Annotated in this window: 15 protein-coding genes; 9 read left to right on the top strand and 6 right to left on the bottom strand. The window is 74.8% G+C overall.

All coding sequences use genetic code 11. The features are described 5' to 3' along the window. From lysX to BJP59_RS18555, 3 genes are read right to left on the bottom strand one after another with little or no spacing between them, the layout of a single operon-like run. Nucleotides 1-3,342, bottom strand: coding sequence for a bifunctional lysylphosphatidylglycerol synthetase/lysine--tRNA ligase LysX (lysX, locus tag BJP59_RS18565; RefSeq protein ID WP_194521712.1), 3,342 nt, complete (start codon nucleotides 3,340-3,342; stop codon nucleotides 1-3). Further along, complete coding sequence (locus BJP59_RS18560) at nucleotides 3,339-4,982, bottom strand: APC family permease (RefSeq protein WP_228485180.1); 1,644 nt, start codon at nucleotides 4,980-4,982, stop codon at nucleotides 3,339-3,341. Before BJP59_RS18560 ends, lysX begins: the two co-directional genes overlap by 4 nt. Before the next feature lie 27 nt (nucleotides 4,983-5,009). Then, nucleotides 5,010-6,416, bottom strand: a complete 1,407-nt coding sequence (locus BJP59_RS18555) for a glutamate decarboxylase (RefSeq protein ID WP_194521711.1) — start codon at nucleotides 6,414-6,416, stop codon at nucleotides 5,010-5,012. 176 nt (nucleotides 6,417-6,592) lie between these two features. Between BJP59_RS18555 and BJP59_RS18550 the strand changes: the two genes are divergently transcribed. Together BJP59_RS18550 and BJP59_RS18545 are read left to right on the top strand one after the other, a co-directional pair. Further along, nucleotides 6,593-7,255, top strand: a complete 663-nt coding sequence (locus BJP59_RS18550) for a TetR/AcrR family transcriptional regulator (RefSeq protein ID WP_163186606.1) — start codon at nucleotides 6,593-6,595, stop codon at nucleotides 7,253-7,255. 125 nt (nucleotides 7,256-7,380) lie between these two features. Continuing rightward, a complete protein-coding gene (locus tag BJP59_RS18545) occupies nucleotides 7,381-8,145 on the top strand; it encodes a glucose 1-dehydrogenase (protein WP_061269402.1) in 765 nt (254 codons plus the stop codon). Nucleotides 8,146-8,169: 24 nt separating this feature from the next. Here BJP59_RS18545 and BJP59_RS18540 read toward each other — a convergent pair whose 3' ends face one another. Then, complete coding sequence (locus tag BJP59_RS18540; RefSeq protein WP_137279942.1) at nucleotides 8,170-8,553, bottom strand: TraR/DksA family transcriptional regulator; 384 nt, start codon at nucleotides 8,551-8,553, stop codon at nucleotides 8,170-8,172. A gap of 177 nt (nucleotides 8,554-8,730) precedes the next feature. On the opposite strand from BJP59_RS18540, the gene BJP59_RS18535 reads away from it, so the two are divergent. The 6 genes from BJP59_RS18535 to BJP59_RS18510 all read left to right on the top strand — a co-directional run bounded on the left by BJP59_RS18535 (nucleotide 8,731) and on the right by BJP59_RS18510 (nucleotide 13,382). Next, complete coding sequence (locus BJP59_RS18535) at nucleotides 8,731-9,660, top strand: quinone oxidoreductase family protein (protein WP_194521710.1); 930 nt, start codon at nucleotides 8,731-8,733, stop codon at nucleotides 9,658-9,660. 127 nt (nucleotides 9,661-9,787) lie between these two features. Next, the gene (locus BJP59_RS18530; RefSeq protein ID WP_086149467.1) at nucleotides 9,788-10,252 is read left to right on the top strand and encodes a hypothetical protein; all 465 of its coding nucleotides are present in this window, start codon (nucleotides 9,788-9,790) and stop codon (nucleotides 10,250-10,252) included. 155 nt (nucleotides 10,253-10,407) lie between these two features. Further along, on the top strand, nucleotides 10,408-10,887 hold the full coding sequence (locus tag BJP59_RS18525) for an SRPBCC family protein (protein ID WP_034655327.1): 480 nt from the start codon (nucleotides 10,408-10,410) through the stop codon (nucleotides 10,885-10,887). A gap of 123 nt (nucleotides 10,888-11,010) precedes the next feature. Next, a complete protein-coding gene (locus BJP59_RS18520; protein WP_194521709.1) occupies nucleotides 11,011-12,255 on the top strand; it encodes a sensor histidine kinase in 1,245 nt (414 codons plus the stop codon). Continuing rightward, complete coding sequence (locus BJP59_RS18515) at nucleotides 12,252-12,917, top strand: response regulator (protein ID WP_061268362.1); 666 nt, start codon at nucleotides 12,252-12,254, stop codon at nucleotides 12,915-12,917. Before BJP59_RS18520 ends, BJP59_RS18515 begins: the two co-directional genes overlap by 4 nt. Before the next feature lie 156 nt (nucleotides 12,918-13,073). Then, entirely contained in the window at nucleotides 13,074-13,382 is a 309-nt protein-coding gene (locus BJP59_RS18510) for an SHOCT domain-containing protein (RefSeq protein WP_194521708.1), read from the top strand. An 83-nt stretch (nucleotides 13,383-13,465) separates the two neighbouring features. Here the strand turns inward: BJP59_RS18510 and BJP59_RS18505 are convergent, their stop codons facing one another. Both BJP59_RS18505 and BJP59_RS18500 read right to left on the bottom strand, forming a co-directional pair. Then, the gene (locus BJP59_RS18505; protein ID WP_194521707.1) at nucleotides 13,466-14,986 is read right to left on the bottom strand and encodes a dicarboxylate/amino acid:cation symporter; all 1,521 of its coding nucleotides are present in this window, start codon (nucleotides 14,984-14,986) and stop codon (nucleotides 13,466-13,468) included. 443 nt (nucleotides 14,987-15,429) lie between these two features. Then, nucleotides 15,430-17,415, bottom strand: a complete 1,986-nt coding sequence (locus tag BJP59_RS18500; RefSeq protein ID WP_228485179.1) for a penicillin-binding transpeptidase domain-containing protein — start codon at nucleotides 17,413-17,415, stop codon at nucleotides 15,430-15,432. Between the two features lie 297 nt (nucleotides 17,416-17,712). Here BJP59_RS18500 and BJP59_RS20045 point away from each other — a divergent pair, with 297 nt between their 5' ends. Continuing rightward, on the top strand, nucleotides 17,713-18,255 hold the full coding sequence (locus BJP59_RS20045) for a hypothetical protein (protein WP_009865266.1): 543 nt from the start codon (nucleotides 17,713-17,715) through the stop codon (nucleotides 18,253-18,255). Nucleotides 18,256-18,265: the final 10 nt, after the last annotated feature.

The following is an 18,265-nucleotide window of genomic DNA, read 5'->3' as shown; positions in this document are numbered from 1 at the left end:
TCAGGACCGGCGCTGCGGCTTCACGAACGGGAAGGCGAGCGTCTCGCGGATCGACGCGCCGATGATCGTCATGTAGATGCGGTCGACGCCGAGGCCGAGCCCGCCGGTGGGCGGCATCGCGAACTCGAGCGCCGAGAGGAAGTCCTCGTCGATCTCCATGGCCTCCGGGTCGCCCGCCGCCGCGAGGAGCGACTGCTGCGTGAACCGCTCCCGCTGGTCGATCGGGTCGATGAGCTCCGAGTACGCGGTGCCGAGCTCGGCGCCGAACGCGACGAGGTCCCAGCGCTCCGCGAGGCGCGGGTCGCGGCGGTGCACGCGGGTGAGCGGCGACGTCTCGACCGGGAAGTCGGTGTAGAACGTCGGCTCGACCGTCTGGCCCTCGACGAGGCGGTCGTACATCTCGTTGACCACCGCGCCGTGCGTCTCGTCCTCGCCGACCTCGATGCCGAGCCGGGCGCACAGGGCGTGCAGCTCCGCGTCGGGGGTGTCCGGGGTGACCTCGGCGCCGACGGCGCGCGAGACGGCGTCGTGCACGGTGACGACGGGCCACTCCCCGTCGAGCCGGACCTCGCTGCCGTCGGGCCGGCGCGACACGGCGTCGCCGTGCACCGCGACCGCGGCCGCGACGACGAGCTCGCGCGTGAGGTGCCGCATCGTCGTGTAGTCGCCGAACGCCTGGTACGCCTCGAGCGACGTGAACTCGGGGTTGTGCGTCGCGTCGGCGCCCTCGTTGCGGAAGTTGCGGCCCAGCTCGAAGACGCGCTCGATGCCGCCGATCGCGAGCTGCTTGAGGAACAGCTCCGGGGCGATGCGCAGGTACAGGTCCATGTCGTACGCGTTGATGTGCGTGCGGAACGGACGCGCGTTCGCGCCCCCGTGCACGCGCTGCAGGATCGGCGTCTCGACCTCGATGAAGCCGCGCTCGACGAGCGACGAGCGCAGCGAGTGCACGGCGGCGGAGCGACCGCGGAGCGTCACGGACGACCGCGTGTCGAGCGCGAGGTCGACGTGGCGCAGGCGCATGCGCGTCTCCGGGTCGGCGAGCCCGCGGAACTTGTCCGGCGGCGCCTTGAGCGACTTCGACGCCATGACCCACGACCCCGCGTGCACGGACAGCTCCCCCGTCCGGCTGCGCGCGACGGTCCCCGTGACGCTCACCTGGTCCGCGAGGTCGACGACGCGGCGCCAGAGCGCGAGGTCGGCGGCGCCGTCGGCGGTGAGCATCACCTGGCGCTCGTGGTTCTCCTCGCGCAGGACGGCGAAGACGACGCCCCCGAGGTCCCGGAGCCGCACGACGCGCCCCGAGACGGACACCTCGTGCCCGAGCAGCAGGTCGTCGACGTCGGCGAGCCGGTGCGTGCGCGGCACGGCCACGGGGTAGGCGGGCATGCCGGCCGCCGCGAGCACGTCGAGCTTGGCGCGGCGGGCGCGCTCCTGGTCGGTGAGCCGCCGGGTCGGGACGTCGAGCGCGAGGAGCGCGTCCTCCTGCTCGCGCACGGCGGCGCCGAGCGCGGCGTCGGCCGTCGCGACCTGCTGGCTCCCGGTACCGCCGCGCGCGCCGGGCCACTGCGGCACGAAGCCCTCGGCCTGCCCCGCCGCGAGCGACACGGACGTGAGCTGGGCGGGGGCGGCGTAGCAGAGGTAGCGCGTGCGCCAGCGCGGCTCGTACTTCTGGTTCGAGCGGTACAGCTGGTCGAGCTGCCACCAGCGCGACGCCGTGAGGACGAGGCGGCGCAGGAAGCGCTGGAAGGGGCTCGCCGCGACCGACTCGCCCTGCTCGATCAGGCCGCGGAACATGGCGAAGTTGAGCGAGACCCGGTCGATCGCCATGCCCGCGCCCTCGCTCGCGAGCGTCGAGATCATGAGCTCCGTGACGCCCGGCACCGCGTCGGGAGACCGGCGCATGTAGTCGAGCGAGACCCCCTTGCGGCCCCACGGGACGAACGTGAGCAGGCCGCGCGGCGCGCCGTCGCGGTCGTGCGCGGTGACGACGAGCACGCGCGGGTCGCGCGGGCTGCCGAGGCGCTCCAGGGCCATCGAGAAGCCGCGCTCGTCCTCGCCGTGCCGCCACGCGTCGGCGGCCTGCGCGAGCGCCGCGAGCTCGTCCGCCGGGATCTCGCGCTGCCGCCGCAGGCGCACGGTGTACCCCTCGCGCTGGGGCCGCGCGACGGCGTGCCGCACGGGCCGCATCGACGGCGACGCGAGGTCGAAGGACCGCGTCTCGACGATCGCCTCGTCACCCATCGTGAGGACGGCGAGCCCGGCGTCGCGGTAGGCCCGCGCGCCCTTCTCGCTCGCCGAGAGCACGCCGGGCGCCCACCCGTGGCGCCGCGCGTACGCGAGCGTGCGCTTGATCGCGTCGGGCCACGACGCCGGGTCCCCGAGCGGGTCGCCCGCGGCGAGCAGCACGCCGCTCACCACGCGGTACGACACGGCGGCGCGGCCGTCGCCGGAGAAGATCGCGTCGCGGTCGTCGCGCGTCGCGAAGTACTCCAGCGAGTCGTCGCTCGGGTGCTCCAGGAGCAGACGGCGCACCGCGAGCTCCTCGTCCGGGGTGCGTGCGGCGTCGCGCGGGCCGGTCCGCAGGAACACGAGCACCGCGAGCAGCAGCGCGGCGCCCGCGAGCAGGCCGCCGACGAGCGCGAGCCAGCCCGGCGCGCCGCCGTCGATGGCGAACGGCTCCTCGTGCGGCGACAGCCCGACCGAGACGCTCAGGGCCCACCCGAGCCGCGCCGACTGGTCGTCGAGGCTCGACGGCACGACCTGGAGCAGCGCCCACACGACGCCGGTCGCGACGGCGAGGCCGAGCACGAGGACGAGCGCCGCCGTCCACCACGCACCCCGGGCGATGCGGGCCGGGAACGCGTGGCGCGCGGCGACGAGCACCACGACGAGCACGAGCCCGACGAGCCCGCCCGCGTACGCCGTCCAGTGCACGTCGTCGAGCACGCCGGCCGCCGGGTCGATCCGGTCGAGCACGATCGCGAGCAGCATGACGAGCGCGGACGGGAGCTGCCAGACGAGGACCACGAACCACAGCGCGGCACGGCGACGGCGCAGGAAGCCGCTCGCGACGAGCCCGACCACGACCGCGGAGAAGAGCGACGGGTACGACGGCACGTTCGTGACCGACAGGACCTCGGCGACCGGGCGCTCGGCGTGGTGCGCGACGGGACGGAGGATCAGCGCGACGAGGAGCCACACCGCGTAGACCTCGAGGATCCGGCCGCCCCAGCGCGCGACCGTCTCCGCCCAGGGCGACGCGACGGCGGGCGGCGCTGGAGCGCGCCGTCCGCCGTCCGGGGTGGGCGTCTCGCGCCCGACGGTGCTGGTACCCGTCACGTGGTCTCCTCCGGGTCGCGCGGTGTGCGGGCGGGCGCCGGCGCGGGCTGCGTCGGCGGGTTGACGAGGACGTCGTCGGCGGTCTGCCGCTCCGCCGCGGTACGACGGTCCCACGTGGGGCGCCGCAGCGCGTAGAAGAGGAGCGGCGGGCCGCCGAGCACGACCACGACCCCGGCGACCACGATCGGGTAGGCGGTCTCGGAGAGGCCGCTGAAGCCGGACGGCCGGACGAACGCGAGCACGAACGCGGCCGCGCACGCGACGAACCCCAGCCCCGCGACGAACCGCATCGCGGGCGTGCGGTAGGTGCGGACCACGTCGGGCTTGGTGCGCCGCAGCCGGATCGCCGCGGCGAACATGAGCATGTACATGACGAGGTACAGCGCCGCCGCCATGTCCACGAGCGCGATGAACGCGGTGTTGCCGTTCGGTACGAGCACGAACAGCAGCGCGAGCAGCGTGACGATCCCGCCCTGCACCGCGAGGATCCCGACCTGGACCCCGGCCTTGTTGCGACGCTGGAGCGCGGGCGGGAGCAGGCCGGTCCGGGCCGCGGCGAGGAGGCCGCGCGACGGCCCGGCGATCCACGTGACGACCGACGCGAACGCCCCGAGGGCGATGAGGAGCGAGATGACCGGGGTGCCCCAGCTCATGCCCCAGTGGTCGAAGAACGCCTTGAACGCGAGGTTGATGCCGTCGGTCACGCCGAGCGTCGACTTCGGGACGGCCACGGAGATCGCGAGCGTCGGGAGGATGAAGACCACGAGGATGAGCACGGTCGCGATGGCGATCGAGCGCGGGAAGCCCCGACCGGGGTTGCGCAGGTCGTTCGCGTGCACCGCGTTGACCTCCATGCCCGCGTACGCGAGGACGTTCGAGACGATGAGCACGATGGACGCGATCCCGGTCCACGGCGGGATGACGGCGGACGCCTCGAGCGTCGTCTCCGAGCGCTCGCCGGTGCCGAGCCAGACCGCGCCGAGCACGATGAGCAGGACGGCGGGCAGGATCGTGCCGAAGACGCCGCTCCACGAGCCGACCTTGGCGAACAGGTTGCCGCCGGCGAGCGTGATGAGCGTCGACCCCCAGTACAGGACGAGGATCACGACGGCCGTGTAGAGGCCGTTCTGCGTGAGGCCCGGGTCGCCCACGACGAACGACAGGCTCGCCGCGATGAACGCGATCTGCGTGGGGTACCAGACGACGTTCTGGATCCACTGGAGCCAGATCGCGACGAACCCGGCGCGCTCGCCGAACGCCTCGCGCACCCACGTGAAGACGCCGCCCTTCCAGCCGGTCGCGAGCTCGGCCGCGACGAGCGCCGTCGGGACGAGGAAGAGGATCGCCGGGACGATGAAGAGCGTCACCGAGCCGAGCCCGTACGACGCCATCGCCGGCAGCGAGCGCAGCGACGCGACCACCACCACGGTGAGCATCGCGAGCTGCACGACCGACATGAACGTCGTCGCGCCCGCGGCGGGCGCCCCGATGGCGGGCCCCGCGTGGCCCGGCGGCTGCCGGGAGCCGGGCGACCCGTACGGGTGCGCCCGGACGTGCGCCGCCGTCGGCGCGTGCGTGCCGTCGGCCCGGACGTGCGGTCCCGAGCCTCCGGGCGGATCCTGTGCTGCCCCCTGTGCCATGGTCCGTCCTTCCCGCGGTCGCCCGGGTCAGTGGTGGAAGTTGGAGCGCTGGCCCTCGGTCGGCATCGGGCCGGTGAGGGCGTCGAGGAGCTCGACCTCGTCGCGCAGGTCCGCGAGGAACGCGGACGCCAGGTCGTGGCTGAAGCCGTTGCGCACGACGACGCGCTGGACGGTCAGGTCCGTGAGGTCGTCGGGCATGGGGTACGCGGGCACGAGCCAGCCCTTGGTGCGCAGCCGCTCCGACAGGTGGTAGAGGTCCCAGTTCTTCGTGTGGCCCTCGCGCAGGCGCCACGCGAACACGGGGATGTCCGAGCCGTCGTTCCACAGCTCGAACGCGGGCATCTTCGCGATCTCGCCCGACAGGTAGAGCGCGACGTCGCGCGACGTGCGCTGCACGGCCTCGTAACCGGTGCGCCCGAGCCGCAGGAAGAGGTAGTACTGGAGGAGCACCTGCGCGCCGGGGCGCGAGAAGTTGAGGGCGAACGTCGGCATGTCCCCGCCGAGGTAGCTCACGCGGAACACGAGGTCCTCCGGCAGCGACTCCGTGTCGCGCCAGACGACCCACCCGAGGCCCGGGTAGACGAGGCCGTACTTGTGGCCGGAGGTGTTGATCGACGCGACGCGCGGGACGCGGAAGTCCCACTCGAGGTCGGGCTGGAGGAACGGGGCGACCATCGCGCCCGACGCGCCGTCGACGTGGATGGGCACGTCGAGGCCGGTGGACTCCTGGATCCGGTCGAGGGCCGCGGCGATCTCCGTGACCGGCTCGTACATGCCCGTGTAGGTCACGCCCATGATGGCGACGACGCCGATCGTGTTCTCGTCCACGTACGTCTCGAGGTCGTGGCCGTCGAGGACCTTGTGGTCCTCGGAGATCGGGACGTAGCGCGCCTCGACCTCGAAGTAGTTGCAGAACTTCTCCCAGCACACCTGGACCGCGCTCGAGAGCACGAGGTTCGGGCGGTCGGTCGGCTTGCCGGCGGCGCGGCGCGCGTGCTGCCAGCGCCGCTTGAGGGCGAGACCGCCGAGCATGCACGCCTCGGACGAGCCGATGGTCGACGTCCCGATGGTGTGCTCCGGGTCGGGCGCGTGCCACAGGTCGGCGAGCATCGTCCAGCACCGCGTCTCGACGGCCGCCGTCTGCGGGTACTCGTCCTTGTCGATCATGTTCTTGTCGGCGGCCTCGAGGTACAGCCGCGCAGCGTGCTCGTCCATCCACGTGCCGACGAACGTCGCGAGGTTGAGCCGCGCGTTCCCGTCGAGCATCGCCTCGTCGTGGACGATCTGGTACGCCGTCTCCTGGAGGGACTCGTCCTCCGGGAACCGGAACTTGGGCAGGGCCGTCGCCTCCCCCGGTCTGGCGAAGATCGGGTTGAGCTCGACGACGTCGGGTTCTCCGGTGTGCCTCTCGGCCCGGCGCGTGTTCGTGACCATGTCCGCCCCCTCGGGTTGGTGTGGCCGCGGACCTGCGGCCGCACTCTCGACGGTACGACCGTGATCCCGGGACCGCCTCTGGGCGGGTGAGATAGGCAACACCTGTTGCTTAAGTGATTGCCTCGGCGTAACGTCGACGACGACGCAGCGCACAGCACGACGCGGAGGAGGTGGCCGTGGACAAGCGCACCGCCCGCACCGCCGCGGCCCTGCGGACCGCGATCCTCGCGCTCGCCGCGGAGCAGGACGTCACCCGGCTCACGGTGTCCGCCGTCGCGGCCCGCGCGGGGATCAACCGCGTGACGTTCTACGACCACGCGTCGAGCCCGTCCGAGCTCCTCGCGCGCGTGCTCGGCGCCGAGCTCGACGCGATCCGCGACCGGTTCTTCGCCGACGTCCGGGCCGCCGAGACGGCCGACGACGTCGCCGCCCGCTCCCGCGAGGTCGTCGACCACTGGAGCCGCGCGCTCGTCGTGCACGTCGAGGCCCACCTCCCCGTCTACGAGCGCGCGCTGGAGGGCGGCCTCAGCGCGCCGCTGTTCCGGCTGCTCGCCAGCCACGTCACCGGCACGCTCGTCGAGCACCTGCACGCCCACCCGGGCCTCCTGCCGTCGGCCCCGGCCGGCACCTCGGCGGGACTCCCGGCCGAGCCGTCGGCCGGAGCCACGACCACCGCGACGGCCGACGTCGCGGCGCGCGCGTTCGCGACGTACGTCGGCTTCGGCACGGTCGGCGCGCTCGAGGTGTGGCTCGCCACGCCCCCTCCCCGTGACCCCGGGCTGTTCCCGCGGGTCGCCCGAGACGCCCTGCCCGCCTGGTGGACCACGCCGTCGCCCTGACGAGCCGTCCCCTCCGCCGGTCGACCGCGGTCCCCGGCGGGCAGGTGCGCACCACCCGCGCGACGACGCCCCCGCTCACGAGGCGGGCCGACGCCGCCGTGCCCGGCAAGGAAAGGAGCCCCACCATGGGCAGCACTCCCGGAAGGGTGCAGAACAAGGTCGCGATCGTCACCGGTGGCACCGGCGGCATGGGCGTCACGAACGCGCGCGCACTGGTCGCCGAGGGCGCGAAGGTCGTGGTCGCGGACCTCGACGACGCGAAGGGCGAGGCGCTCGCGCGCGAGCTCGGCCCCGACGCCCGCTACGTGCACCTCGACGTGACGAGCGAGGACGAGTGGGCGGCCGCCGTCGCGGCCACGCTCGACGCGTTCGGGCGCGTCGACGTGCTCGTCAACAACGCGGGCATCGCCAACGGCGGTCCCATCACGGAGTTCGACGTCGCCGCCTGGCGCCGGATCATCGACATCAACCTCACCGGCACGTTCCTCGGGATCCGGGCGGTGTCGCCGATCATGGCGAAGGCGGGCGCGGGGTCGATCATCAACATCTCGTCGGTCGAGGGCATGCGCGGGAGCGCGGGCCTGCACGGCTACGTCGCGTCGAAGTTCGGCGTCCGCGGGCTGACGAAGTCCGTCGCGCTCGACCTCGGCCCGTACGGCGTGCGCGTCAACTCGGTGCACCCCGGGTTCATCTCGACGCCCATGACCGCGTCGCTCAACCCGGACGACCTCCTCATCCCGCTCGGCCGCCCCGCGGCGCCCGAGGAGGTCTCGCGCATGATCGTCTTCCTCGCGAGCGACGAGGCGTCGTACTCGACGGGCTCGGAGTTCGTCGTGGACGGCGGCCTCATCGCCGGCGTCCCGTCGAAGAAGGGCCACGGCCAGCTCTGACCCGGTCGCGGCGGGCCCGGTCGCTCAGTGCACCGCGGCCGCGCACGCGACGCAGGTCCGCGCCGTCGGGCGCGCCTCCAGGCGCCCGGCGGCGATCTGCTGCCCGCACCCCGCGCAGACGCCGTAGGTCCCCGCGTCCAGGCGCGCGAGGGCGGCGTCGACCTCCTCGACCCGCGCGGCCGCGTCGCGCGCGAGCGCGTCCACCTGGGCGCGCTCGAACGCGATCGTCGCGCCGTCGGGGTCGTGCTCGTCGTCCGCGTTGGAGTCGCGCGACGCCTCGACGATGCCCGCGACGTCGGCGCGCAGCGCCCGCAGGCGCTCCGACGCCTCCGCGCGCACGGCGAGCAGCCGCTCGCGCGCGGGCCGCGGGTCGAGCGGGTGGCCGGGGTCCTCGGACGGTGTCGTCATCACCCTCCCCAACGCTCGGGACGGGGTGAAACCGTCCCGGACGGGTACTCCTGCCCACGTCCGCCGCATGACAGCGGCGGTCCGCGATGGAAGAGTGGAACCGCCCGGCCACCCCGGGGCCACCGCGCGGACTCGCCCTCGCGGTGGGCGACCGACGGCGAGACCACGGGGGTCGGCATGAGCACGGTCGTCGTCTTCGAGGAGTTCGGCGGGCCCGAGGGCCTGCGGGTCGACGACGAGGAGGTCGGCGCTCCCGGCCCCGGCCAGGTGCGCGTCGCGAACCGCGTCGTCGGCGTCAACCCCGCGGACCTCAAGCGGCTCGCCGGCGCGTTCGGTGGCCGCGTCCCCGGCGTGCTGGGGTTCGAGGCGGCCGGGGTGGTCGACGCCGTCGGGCCCGACGTCCCGGACCTCGCCCCGGGCGACGAGGTCGTGTGGCACGGCACGGGGGCGCAGCGCGAGCTCTCGCTCGTCCGCGCCGACCACGTGCGGCGCAAGCCGTCGTCCGTCCCGTTCGACCAGGCCGCGGTCCTGCCCGTCGCGGCGGCGACCGCGTTCTCCGCACTCGTCCAGGCCGACACGGGCGAGGGCGACGTCGTGCTCGTGCACGGCGCGAGCGGGGGCGTCGGGTCCGCGGCGGTGCAGATCGCGACCGCGCTCGGTGCCCGCGTCGTCGGGACGGCCTCGCCCGCGAACCACGACTACGTGCGCGACCTCGGTGCGACGCCCGTCGCGTACGGCCCGGGGCTCGTCGACGCGGTCCGCGCGCTGCCCGACGGGCTCGACGAGGTGAGCGTCGTCGTCGACCTCGTCGGCACGGACGAGACCGTGGCCGCGACCGTCGCGCTGCTGGGCGAGCACCTCTCCCCCGCCGACGCCGACGACCCGCCGAGCGCCGTGACCGTCGTCGGGACGGACGCCTCGCGCGCCGCCGGGATCGCCGACAAGGTCGACGCGAAGGGCGCCCTCGACGAGGTGCTCGCGCTCGCGGAGGACGGGCGGCTCCGGGCGGAGGTCTCGGCCCGGTTCCCGCTCGCCGAGGCCGCGGAGGCGCTGCGCCTCGTCGCCGAGGGGCACGTGCGCGGGAAGGTCGTCCTCGACGTCGTGTGACGCGACGCGCTCCTTTGTGACGCTGAGCACAAGCTCGCCGCACGAGCCGCGAGATTCCGCGGCTCCCGCCCCGGCGCCCGCTCAATCTTCTTGCGCCCCGCGTGCGCCAGAGTGTGGAATCGTTAGCATGCGTAAGCTTCTTGCCGCCACCGCGGCGCTCTCCTGTGCCCTCCTGCTGGCGTCCTGCGCCTCGCCGACCGACCCGGCGAGCGACGACGCGGCGACCACCCCCGCGACCGAGACCACGACCGAGGCGGCCCCCGAGGTCACGCCGGCCGTCGTCGCCGTCACCACGACGTGCAGCACCTTCTACGGCGGCGAGTACTCCGCCGAGCGCCTCGTCACCGAGACGACGCCGCTGCTCGCCACGCCGGACGACGAGGACGCCGCCGCCGCGATCTACACGACGCGCGAGCGCATCGCCGCGGTGCAGAACTTCGCCGACCCGGAGCTCCAGGAGAACCTCAACGGGATCAAGGCGCCCTTCGAGGCCGCCGTCCAGGGCGAGACGGTCAGCACGTCGAAGCTCCAGGCGTCGCTCGACGCGTTCCGCGCCCAGTGCGTCGAGGCCGGGTACGCCTTCGCGTCCTGACGCCACGCGCCGCGGTCCGGACGGCCCGTCCCTCGTCGAGGGGCGGGCCGTCCTCGCGTCCGGGGCCTGCTCCCGCGTCCGGGGCACGCCGATGCCGGGCTCGCCGCGTCCTGAGGCGGGCGGCGAGGCGCCGCCCGGCATGGGAGCATCCGACCATGCCCGTCGTCGAGTCCTCGCTCGTGGTCCCCGTCGACCCCGCGACGGCGTTCGCCGTCTCGCAGACGACGGGCGCCGTCCGCCTGCGCTGGGACCCCTTCATCCGCCACCAGCACTTCCTCGACGGCGCGACCGCGCCCGCGAAGGGCGTGCAGACCTTCACCCGGCACCGCAGCGGGCTGTCCATGGTGAGCGAGTACGTCTCGTACAACCCGCCGACCAACGTCGGCATGCGCATGGTCCGCGGGTCCTGGTTCTTCGAGAACCTCGCGGGCGGCTGGCGCTTCGCACCCGACCCGGCCGGCGGCACGCGCGCGACGTGGCGGTACAGCTTCCGGTGCCGGCCGCGCTGGCTCGCCCCGGTCGCCGAGCGCGTCGGGTCGTGGGTGCTCCAGCGCGACGTCGACCGGCGCATCGCCGGCTTCGCGCGCGGGTGCGCCGACCCGGTCGTGCTCGACGCGGTGCACGACGGCGCCTGACGCCCGCGCCCCCGTCCGCCGCCGCGCGGCACCCCGGGGCCACGCGACCCGGCACCCCGGGACGACGTCGCCCGGCACCCCGGTCGGACGCGGCCCGGCCGCGCGCGGCGTAGCGTGCGACGCATGGGCCCGCTCGACCGCCGCCGCCCCCGGGCGTTCCTCGCCGTGGTGCTCGCGGTGGTCGCGGTCGTCGGTTCCGTGGGCGCGACGCACGGCCAGCCCGGTGCCCGGCCGCTCGACGCCGCGGCGCTCGCGCTCCTCCTCGTGCCCCCGCTCGCCCTCGTGCTCCTCGTGCGGTGGCCGGTCGTCGCCGTCGTCGTGTCCGTGGGTGCCGCGGGCGCGTTCCTCGTCGCCGGGTACGCGTGGGGCCCGGTGCTCGCCGGTCCCGTCGGCGTGCTCGTGGGGGTGCTGCTCAGCGGACCCGCGGTGCGCGCGCGCCGGGTCGCGTGGGGCGGGGCGGTGCTGCTGGCGGGCGCGGTGGTCGCGGCGGCGGCGCTCCGCCCGGACGCGCCGCCCCCGGCGACGCTGCTCGGCGGGACGGCGTGGACCGTCGTCGTGCTGCTCGTCGCCGGGACGGTCCGCGACCGGTCCGCGCGGCTCGCCGCGGCTCGCGAGGCCGAGCGCCTGGCGCGCGCCGAGCGGGAGCGGACCGCCGTCGCCGACGAGCGCCTGCGGATCGCGCGCGAGGTCCACGACGTGCTCGCGCACTCGCTGTCCGCCATCACCGTCCAGGCGGGCGTCGGCCTGCACCTGCTCGACCGCGACCCCGAGCAGGCCCGCGGTGCGCTGACCGCGATCCGCGCCGCGAGCACGGAGGCGCTCGACGAGGTGCGCGCGGTGCTGGGCGTCGTGCGCGGCGACGCGCACGACGACGGCGCGCCCCTCGCCCCGACGTGGGACCTCGCGGCGCTCCCCCGGCTCGTGCGGCAGGCGGAGGGCGGCGGCCTCGCGGTCGCGCTCGACGTCGACCCGGCCGCGGCGGGACTGCCCGACCGGCTCGCGGGCGTCGTCTACCGCGTGGTGCAGGAGTCGCTGACCAACGTGCGGCGGCACGCGCACGGCGCCACGCGGGCGGACGTGCGGGTCGCGGTGCGTCCCGCACCGCACGGCGCGGTGACCGTGACCGTGACCGACGACGGCGCGGCCCCGGGCGCGGAGCCGGAGCCGGGCTACGGCCTGCGGGGCATGCGCGAGCGCGTCGAGAGCGTCGGCGGGTCGCTCGCCGCCGGCCCGGCGCCGTCCCCCTCTGGACGTGGCTTCCGCGTGCGGGCAGTCTTTCCCTGGCCGGGCTCCCCGCCCGGACCGGGCACCCCCGGACGGTCCGACGCGGCCGACGACGCACCGCCGCAGCGCGAGGAGGCACCGTGATCGACGTCGTGCTGGCCGACGACCAGGCGCTCGTGCGGGGTGGCTTCCGCGCGCTCATCGACTCCGAGGACGACATGCGCGTCGTCGCGGAGGCCGCGACCGGCGACGACGCCGTCCGCCTCGCGCTCGAGCACCTGCCCGACGTCGTGCTCATGGACATCCGCATGCCCGGTCTCGACGGCCTGGAGGCGACGCGGCGGATCGTCGCGGACCGGGCGGCGTCGCACGTGCACGTCGTGGTGGTCACGACGTTCGAGCTCGACGAGTACGTGACCGACGCGATCCGCGGCGGCGCGAGCGGCTTCCTCGTCAAGGACACCGAGCCGGTCGACCTCGTCCGGGCGGTGCGCGTCGCCGCGCGCGGCGACGCGCTGCTCTCGCCCACCGTGACGCGGCGGCTGCTGTCGCGCGTCGCGGACGCGACGCGCGCCGTCGGGCCGGTGCGCGGTGTCGAGGAGCTCACGCCGCGCGAGCGCGAGGTGCTCGTCGAGGTCGCGGGCGGGCTGTCGAACGAGGAGATCGCCGGGTCGCTCTTCCTGTCGGAGTCGACCGTGAAGACCCACGTCTCGCGGGTCATGGCGAAGCTGGGCGCGCGGGACCGGGCACAGCTCGTCGTCGCGGCGTACGAGTCGGGCGTCGTCCGTCCGGGCTGGGCGGGCTGAGCCCCCGACCGACCGTCGCGGGCGGCACCGGGGGACGAGCGAGGTCGGCACGCCCGGGTGACGACGCGGCGTCGGGCGGGCGCGAGCCTGGGGGTGCGGCCGGCGGACGGCCGCCCTCGCCGGGACCGGCGAGGCGCACCGACACCGGAGGTCGTCATGCTCACCGCACTCACCGGGGCCGTGGTCCCCACGGAGGCCGTCGCGTCCGTGGCCCACCCCGGCTGGGGGCCCGGACCGTGGTGGTTCGTCTTCCCCCTGCTGTGGTTCCTGCTCTTCGCGTCCGTGGTCTTCCTCGTCGCCCGCCGCGCGCGGCGCGGCTGGGGCCCGGGCGGTCCCGGCGGCTGGCGCGCCCCCGGCCCTGACCCGGTCGCGATCCTCGGCGAGCGCTACGCGCGCGGCGAGATCGACGAGCAGGAGTACCGCACCCGCCTCGCCGTCCTGCGCGAGGGCCACCCCCACCCCTGACGCCGAGAACGACGTTGCTGCCGTCATCCCGCGGACAACGGCAGCAACGTCGTGCTCGACGGCGAGGAATCGCCTGGTCGGCGTCAGGCGGAGGCGCCCACGCGCTCCTTGGTGCCCGACGGCGAGGCCTCCGCGGCCTCGGCCGGCGCCGGGGACTCCGTGGTCGTCTCGGACGACGCGTCGTCGTCCTCGTCCACGAAGAGGTCCTCGGCCGTCGCGGCCTCGTACTGCTCGAGGTCGAGGATGCCCTCGCGCTTCGCCACGATCGTGGGCACGAGCGCCTGGCCCGCGACGTTCACTGCGGTGCGGCCCATGTCGAGGATCGGGTCGATCGCGAGCAGCAGGCCCACGCCCGCGAGCGGCAGGCCCACGGTCGAGAGCGTGAGGGTCAGCATGACGATCGCGCCGGTGAGGCCCGCGGTCGCGGCGGAGCCGACGACGGACACGAACGCGATGAGCAGGTAGTCGGTGATCGACAGGTCGATGCCGAAGATCTGCGCGACGAAGATCGCCGAGATGGCCGGGTAGATCGAGGCGCAACCGTCCATCTTGGTGGTCGCGGCCAGCGGCACGGCGAACGACGCGTACTCGCTCGGGACGCCGAGGTTGCGCTCGGTGACGCGCTGCGTCACGGGCAGCGTGCCGATCGAGGAGCGCGAGACGAACGCGAGCTGGATCGCGGGCCACGCGCCCTTGAAGTAGCTCGAGATCTTCAGGCCGTTGGTGCGCAGCAGGATCGGGTAGACGACGAACAGCACGACCGCGAGACCGACGTAGATGGCGACGGCGAACCACGCGAGCGACGCGAGCGACGTCCAGCCGTACGCCGCGATGGCGTAGCCGATGAGGCCGGCGGTGCCGATCGGCGCGAGGCGGATGATCCACCACAGCACCTTCTGCACGATCGCGAGCGCGGAGCGGTTGAACGCGAGGAACGGGTCCGCCTTCTTGCCCGACTTGAGCGCCGCGATGCCGATCACCAGCGCGACGACGAGGATCTGCAGGACGTTGAAGTTCACCGAGGTCTCGGCGGCACCCGTCAGCGCGCCGTCGTCCCCGGTCGTCAGGCGGGTCGACGCCCCGAGGCCCAGGACGTTGCCCGGGATGAGGCCGGTGAGGAAGTCGAGCCACGTGCCGGTGCGGCCGGCCTCGTAGGCGTCGTCGACGGACACCGAGGCGTTCTGGCCCGGGTTGAACAGCAGGCCCAGGCCGATGCCGACGGCCACGGAGATCGCCGCGGTGATGGCGAACCACAGGAGCGTCTGGCCGGCGAGGCGCGCGGCGTTGGTGACGGTGCGCAGGTTCGCGATCGACGCGACGATCGCGGTGAAGATCAGCGGCGGGACGACGGCCTTGAGCAGCGTGACGAACGAGGAGCCGACGGTGTCGAGCGTCGTGGTCAGGCCGTTGGGAACCTCGCCGGCCGCGTCCTGCGGGCCCATGGCGAGGGCGAGGGCACCGAGCCCGACGCCGACCGCGAGGCCGAGCAGGATCTGCACGCTGAACGAGGGGAACCGGCGCTTCTTCTTCGCGGGCGCAGCGGCCGGAGCCTGCTTCGCCTGCGGGTCGGCCTGCGAGGAGGCCGTCGAGGGGGTCGAGGACACGGAGGACCTTTCGGGGTGACGCGGGCGCACGAGCGCCCGCTCTCGGGAGAGGGGCTCGGGACGTCGTCGCGGGGCGCCGGCAGCAGCGCGGCCCGGGCAGGGACGCAGGCACGGAGGTAGCCAGCGGCCTGACGGGGGCGCGCCACGCGCGTCAGCGGCTCAGGTCGCGAGGCGACCCGGGGTCCTGACGGGTGTGCGGAGGCGGGGAGGCGTCAGCGGCGACGGGGGGTCAGCGACACAGCGCGCTGGCGACTCGACGGAGGTCGACGTCGCGGCGCTGGGTGAGCTGCCAGGCAGGCACGCTGACGAACACGGAGGTTCTCCCGGAACGGTGGGTTCTCGCTGGACGCGGGCATACGGACGCCCGCGGCAACCGATCATACCCGCTCGTGGACAACCGTCCGGCGGCCGGACCTATTCCGGCCGCCGGGGAGCGGCGGGCGTCAGGCGTTCGGCGCGTCGAGGAACGCGTGCACGAGCGGCCCCGCCGTCACGGCGCCGCCCTCGCCCGTCTCGACGAACACGGCGACCGCGAGGTCGCCCTGCGTCGCGATCATCCACGCGTGGGACTGGCTGCCGTCGCCGTACTGCGCCGTGCCCGTCTTCGCCCCGGGCTCGCCCGGGAGGTCCTGGAGGATCGACGCCGAGCCGTCCGTGACGACGCCGCGCATGAGCTCGCGCAGCGTCGCCGCCTCCTGCTCGGTGAGGGTCGAGGCGGGCTGCTCCTCGGCGACGGTCTGGACGTCCGGGTGGACGAGGACCGGCGCGACCGTGCGCCCGGCGGCGACGCTCGCGGCGACCGTCGCCATCGCGAGGGGCGACGCCTGGACCTTGCCCTGCCCGATCATCGACGCGGCGTGCTCGGTGCCCTGCGCGTCCGTCGGGACGTCGCCGAAGAACGCGGGCGCGCCGAGCTCGGACTCGACGCCCAGCCCGAGCGAGGCGGCGGCGTCGTGCAGCGCCTGCTGCGACACGGCCTCCCGCTGCCCGATCATCGCCGTGTTGCACGAGTTCGCGAACGCCGTGCGCAGCGGCACGTCGCCGAGCGCCGCCGTCGGGTAGCCGGGCACGTTCTGGAACTCGCGGCCCTCGACGGTCAGCGTGGGCGGGCAGGAGACGGTCGTGTCCGGGGTGAGGCCCGCGCGCAGCATCGCGAGCGTCGTCGCGACCTTGAACGTCGATCCCGGCGCGTACTGGCCCGTCGTGGCGGTCGAGAGCCCCTCGCCCGCGGTCGAGCTCGCCGCCGCGAGCACGGAGCCCGTCGAGGGCTGGATCGCGACGATCGCGCTCGGCCCCTGCCCGGCGAGCAGCGCCTCGGCGGCGACCTGCATGTCCGGGCGCAGCGTCGTGCTCAGCGGCACACCGTCCACCGGCTCGACCGAGAACACCTCCGTCGGCTCCGCGTCCGCGTCCGCCTCGCCCGGCACGACCTCGATCGACAGGCCCGGCACGCCGCGGAGCTGCTCGTCGTACTGCCGCTGGAGACCGGAGATGCCGACCTGGTCGCCCGCGGCGACCGCGCCCTCCGACTCCTCGACGATCTCCGCCGTCGCCTCGCCCACGCGCCCGAGCAGGGGACGCGCGAACTCGCGCGTCGGGGCGAGGGGGATCGCGTCGTCGATGACCGCGACGCCCTCGATGCCGCGCGCCGCGTCGACGTCGACGCCCGCGGTGTCCTCCGTGCGGACGGTGATGGCCTCGACGAACGCCTTCTCCCCGGCGCCCGCGACGCGCTGCGCGTACTCCTCCGGGTCCAGCCCGACGACGCCCGCGAGCGCCCGCGCCGCGCCGTCCCACTGGGCGGAGCCCACGCGCGTCTTGTCGACGCCGATCCGGTAGACGGGACGGTCCTCGACGATGGGGACGCCGTCGGCGCCGAGGATGCCTGCACGGACCGCCGGCACGCGGCTCACCGCGAGCCGGCCGCCCTGGCCGAGCTCGGGGACGAGCACGTCGGGCTCCCACACGACGTCCCAGGTGCCCGGGCCGTCCTCGCCCTCGCCCGGCTCCGCGAACGTGAGCTCCGCCGTGGTGGTGTACTCCCAGGCCTGGTCGCCCGCGACCTCCCAGCGGTAGGCGAGCGTCGCTGTCGCGCGGTCGCCCGCGTCGTCGCCCTCCTCGTCGACGTCCACCGACTCCACCTCGACCGTGCGCTCGTACGGCGCGAGCGGCTCGAGCACCGCCTCCAGGTGGCCCTGGACGTCCTTCGCGGCGCCGTTGCGGAACTCCAGCGCGCTCACGTCGCCGGCCTGGAGGGCGTCGGCGAGCGCGTTCGCGGCGTCGGACGCCTCCGGGCGGTCGGGCGTGCACGCCGCGAGGGGCAGGGCGAGGACGGGGACGAGCGCCGCGGTCGTGGTCCAGCGGGCGGCCCTCCCGCGCCACCGGCCGTGCGAGCCGGACCGACCGTGGCCGTGCGCGACGCTGCTCACTCGTTGTGCTCCCCTGCTCCGTGCCGTTCGGGACGAGACGGACGCTACCCGACGGCACCGACGCCGCCGGCACCGACGGCCGGACCAGACCGGTTCGTCCGCCGCTTCTTCACCTCCCGCTCCTCCCCCACGTCCCGCAGAGCCGCGGCGCGCCCCCCTTCCCCCGGTCGGTCGCCCGGTGTCCGCGCAGGTGGGCTGGGGTGCGCGCGGGTGCGCGCCGCGATCCCTGGACGATCCTGCGCTTTTCCTGAGGAACAGGTGCGCCAGCGTTGAGGAGGACTCCGTACTTTTCGAGTCATGACTCTCCACACCCCCGAGACGACCCCCGCCCCGCGCCGCGACAAGCGCCGCGCCTTCGCCGCCTTCGGGCTGGCGGCACTCGCCGTCGGCGGCATCGGGGCGGCGCTCACCAGCGCCGCCTGGACCGACAACGCGTTCTTCGCGGCGCCCGCGACGGCCGCGACCTTCGACCTCCAGGGCTCGCTGGACGGGACGACCTGGAAGGACTCGGCCGACCCGGACGCGATCGAGCTCGTCGTGCCGTCGGACGCGCTCGCGAACCTCCTGCCCGGCCAGACGCGCACGATCGACCTGTGGGTGCGCAACGAGAGCTCGGTGAAGGCCGCGCTGACGTCCAGCGTCCGCTTCGCCTCGGGCTCGACCTTCACCACGAACCCCTCCGCCTCCGTCTCCGGCCTCGCCACGACGCTCGACGCCACCGGCGGCACGTCCAGCGACCAGTTCCGGCTCACCGTCACGGCGCCGAGCGACTGGGCGCCGTCGAACCAGGGGGCCACCGGGACGCTCGTCGTCACGGTCTCCGCCACCGCGACGGCCTGACCCGACGCCG

This window comes from Cellulosimicrobium sp. JZ28 (genome assembly GCF_015327065.1).
GTDB classification, from domain to species: Bacteria; Actinomycetota; Actinomycetes; order Actinomycetales; family Cellulomonadaceae; genus Cellulosimicrobium; species Cellulosimicrobium funkei.
Note: the sequence above shows the minus strand (reverse complement) of the source record. Positions and strands in the feature narration are given on the sequence as shown.

Bases quoted from the DNA above. Each gene is read 5' to 3' on its own strand.
- BJP59_RS18540 (WP_137279942.1), bottom strand. From the start codon at position 8,553: ATGACGACACCGTCCGAGGACCCCGGCCACCCGCTCGACCCGCGGCCC.
- BJP59_RS18510 (WP_194521708.1), top strand. From the start codon at position 13,074: ATGCTCACCGCACTCACCGGGGCCGTGGTCCCCACGGAGGCCGTCGCG.
- BJP59_RS20045 (WP_009865266.1), top strand. From the start codon at position 17,713: ATGACTCTCCACACCCCCGAGACGACCCCCGCCCCGCGCCGCGACAAG.
- BJP59_RS18525 (WP_034655327.1), top strand. From the start codon at position 10,408: ATGCCCGTCGTCGAGTCCTCGCTCGTGGTCCCCGTCGACCCCGCGACG.
- BJP59_RS18560 (WP_228485180.1), bottom strand. From the start codon at position 4,982: ATGGCACAGGGGGCAGCACAGGATCCGCCCGGAGGCTCGGGACCGCAC.
- BJP59_RS18555 (WP_194521711.1), bottom strand. From the start codon at position 6,416: ATGGTCACGAACACGCGCCGGGCCGAGAGGCACACCGGAGAACCCGAC.
- BJP59_RS18530 (WP_086149467.1), top strand. From the start codon at position 9,788: ATGCGTAAGCTTCTTGCCGCCACCGCGGCGCTCTCCTGTGCCCTCCTG.
- BJP59_RS18535 (WP_194521710.1), top strand. From the start codon at position 8,731: ATGAGCACGGTCGTCGTCTTCGAGGAGTTCGGCGGGCCCGAGGGCCTG.
- BJP59_RS18520 (WP_194521709.1), top strand. From the start codon at position 11,011: ATGGGCCCGCTCGACCGCCGCCGCCCCCGGGCGTTCCTCGCCGTGGTG.
- BJP59_RS18545 (WP_061269402.1), top strand. From the start codon at position 7,381: ATGGGCAGCACTCCCGGAAGGGTGCAGAACAAGGTCGCGATCGTCACC.